This is a genomic window from Flavobacterium cyanobacteriorum (assembly GCF_002251835.1).
Taxonomy (GTDB): Bacteria; Bacteroidota; Bacteroidia; order Flavobacteriales; family Flavobacteriaceae; genus Flavobacterium; species Flavobacterium cyanobacteriorum.
Window position 1 is genome coordinate 1 of record NZ_NOXV01000090.1, and the last position, 2,537, is coordinate 2,537.

Consider the following 2,537-nt stretch of genomic DNA (forward strand, 5'->3'; position numbering starts at 1 on the left):
ATTGTAGCGGCATCCTCCCCGCCGCCCGCTTTTGCGGCGGGGAGATATAGCGAAAAGCGGGACCAGTCGCTTGCTGAGAAGCGCTACGGCTACTGCTCCTAAAAATAAAAGATATACTATTAGATTAGGTTCGTGTACGGGAATTGTAGCAGTTTTTGCACGATTATTGTTATGAATGGTGTGGTAAAATGTTATTGTGCTGTTATTGTTACCGTTCCATAAGATGTTTTAACAGTTGTTTTACGCAATATTGTTTAATTAATCCCTAAATTTGTTCAACAAAATCACAGTGTTATGTCTCCTAAGAAAGTAATACCGCCGGCTAAAGAAAGGATACTATCTTTATATACCGATTATTGCCTTATGAACGGCAAAAGGCCGGCTACGGTATATAAATTTGCCAAAGAAAACGGTTTTGAAGAAGCTGATTTTTATAAGCACTTCAGTTCGTTTGAAACCCTTGAAAACCATTATTTTACTGAGATGTTCAGCCATACAGTTGTTACCCTGAACCAGTCGCCTTCTTATCATGAATACGATGGCGTACAAAAACTGTCGGCTTTTTATTTTACATTTTTTGAAATGGCCACAGCCAACAGGAGCTTTATATCGTGGCTGCTGAAAGATAATGGGAACGGGATTAAGAACCTTGCCAGGCTGAAAGGGCTGCGAAAGGAGTTTCTGGCATATGCTTCGGCGGTGCTTGAAAAGCCTTTTGAGCTTAAGGAAAAGCGGCTTGAAAAAGCCCAGGAGAAAGGGCTTACTGAAGGGGCATGGCTGCAATTCCTTTCCGTATTTAAATTCTGGCTTGATGACACGTCTGCCGGATTTGAGAAAACGGATATATTTATTGAGAAATCAGTAAAAGCCTCGGCTGACCTTGTGTATAACTCACCGCTGCAAAGCCTGTTTGACCTGGGTAAATTTTTGTGGAAAGAACGATTTACAGCCTGAGCCTTATGAAAAAACTGGATTCAATCCCTGTAAACAAAGTGGAGCGTGTGGCGAAACTGGTTACCACAGGCGTAAAGGTAGGCGGAAATTATATAAAATATTACGGCAAAAAGATGGTAAACCCTGAGCTTACCAAAGATGAGCTGCACAGGGAAAATGCCGAAGACATATATGACGGGCTGAAAGAGCTGAAGGGAAGCGCTCTTAAAGTGGCCCAGATGCTCAGTATGGAAAAGAACCTGCTGCCGCAATCGTATGTAGAAAAATTTTCATTGAGCCAGTTTTCGGTACCGCCATTATCAGCGCCACTGGTAATGAAAACGTTCCGCAAATATTTCGGTTGCGAGCCACATGTACTTTTTGATGAATTTTCACCTGATTCTGTTAATGCAGCAAGCATTGGCCAGGTACACCGTGCCACCAAAGGGGGTAAAAAGCTTGCGGTTAAGATACAGTATCCGGGAGTACGTGAAAGCATAGGCACAGATATTGCCCTGGTGAAACCCATAGCCATACGCATGTTTAACCTGCAGGGGACTTCGGATGAATATTTTGACGAAGTGGAAGGCAAACTGATGGAAGAGACGGATTATACCCTTGAGCTAAAGCAGAGCGAAGAGGTAAGGAAGTTATGCTCAAAGCTGGAAAACCTGAAATTTCCTCAATACTACCCGGAGTTATCGTGTGAAAAAATTATAACAATGGACTGGATGGAAGGGATCCATCTCTTTGACTTTTGCAGGAATGAGCTTTCGCAGGAGAACCGTAATAAGGTAGGGCAGGCGCTTTGGGATTTTTATATGTTCCAGATACACGGGCTTAAGAATTTCCACGCCGACCCGCACCCGGGAAACTTCCTTGTAGATGACGAAGCCAACCTTGTTGCCATAGATTTCGGTTGTATGAAGAAGATACCGGATTCATTTTACATACCCTATTTCGAGCTGGCTAAAAGGGAGAATCTTGAAGATGAAAATAAATTCCGGCAAAAGCTGTATGAGCTGGAGATACTTAAAGAAACCGATACCCCACGGGAGACTGAGTTTTTTGCAGGTATTTTTAAAGAGCTCCTTACCACATTTACGCAGCCATTCAATACTACTGAGTTTGACTTTTCAAACCCTGCCTTTGGTAATGAAATCGCGGCGCTGAGCGAAAAATTTGCGAATGATAAAACACTGAGGAAGATGAACGGAAACCGTGGTTCAAAGCATTTTATATATGTGAACCGCACATTTTTCGGGCTTTATAACCTGCTTTTCGACCTGAAATGCACTATTTCAATAAACCAATATGAAAAGTACCTCGCATAAAGGCAACAAATCTTACCTTCCGGCTAAACCCTGTGCGGCCTGTGGCAGGGCATTTACCTGGCGGAAAAAATGGGAAAAGTGCTGGGATGAGGTTAAATATTGTAGTGATGCCTGCAGGAGGAGATGAGTAGTAATAGTATTAAGTTTAGATTATACCTTCAACTAACTGTCAATCAGGAACAATCACTATAAAATTTAATAATTTAATATTACTCAAGATACTTAGTATCAAACCGGCCATCGGTAATATGGATGGTTTCCCCGGTAAGG

The 2,537-nt window shown here is 42.3% G+C and carries 3 protein-coding genes; all 3 read left to right on the forward strand.

What is annotated here, in order from left to right; translation table 11 throughout:
* Nucleotides 1–294: 294 nt before the first annotated feature.
* From CHU92_RS00995 to CHU92_RS01005, 3 genes are read left to right on the forward strand one after another with little or no spacing between them, the layout of a single operon-like run.
* Complete coding sequence (locus CHU92_RS00995; RefSeq protein ID WP_094411708.1) at nucleotides 295–954, forward strand: TetR family transcriptional regulator C-terminal domain-containing protein; 660 nt, start codon at nucleotides 295–297, stop codon at nucleotides 952–954.
* 5 nt (nucleotides 955–959) lie between these two features.
* A complete protein-coding gene (locus CHU92_RS01000; RefSeq protein WP_094411710.1) occupies nucleotides 960–2,267 on the forward strand; it encodes an ABC1 kinase family protein in 1,308 nt (435 codons plus the stop codon).
* A complete protein-coding gene (locus CHU92_RS01005; protein ID WP_094411712.1) occupies nucleotides 2,248–2,394 on the forward strand; it encodes a DUF2256 domain-containing protein in 147 nt (48 codons plus the stop codon). The genes CHU92_RS01000 and CHU92_RS01005 overlap by 20 nt, the downstream gene beginning before the upstream one ends.
* The last annotated feature ends 143 nt before the right edge of the window (nucleotides 2,395–2,537 follow it).

Excerpts from the sequence above, each read along its gene's own strand:
- CHU92_RS00995 (WP_094411708.1), top strand. The coding sequence starts at position 295 with ATGTCTCCTAAGAAAGTAATACCGCCGGCTAAAGAAAGGATACTATCT.
- CHU92_RS01000 (WP_094411710.1), top strand. The coding sequence starts at position 960 with ATGAAAAAACTGGATTCAATCCCTGTAAACAAAGTGGAGCGTGTGGCG.
- CHU92_RS01005 (WP_094411712.1), top strand. The coding sequence starts at position 2,248 with ATGAAAAGTACCTCGCATAAAGGCAACAAATCTTACCTTCCGGCTAAA.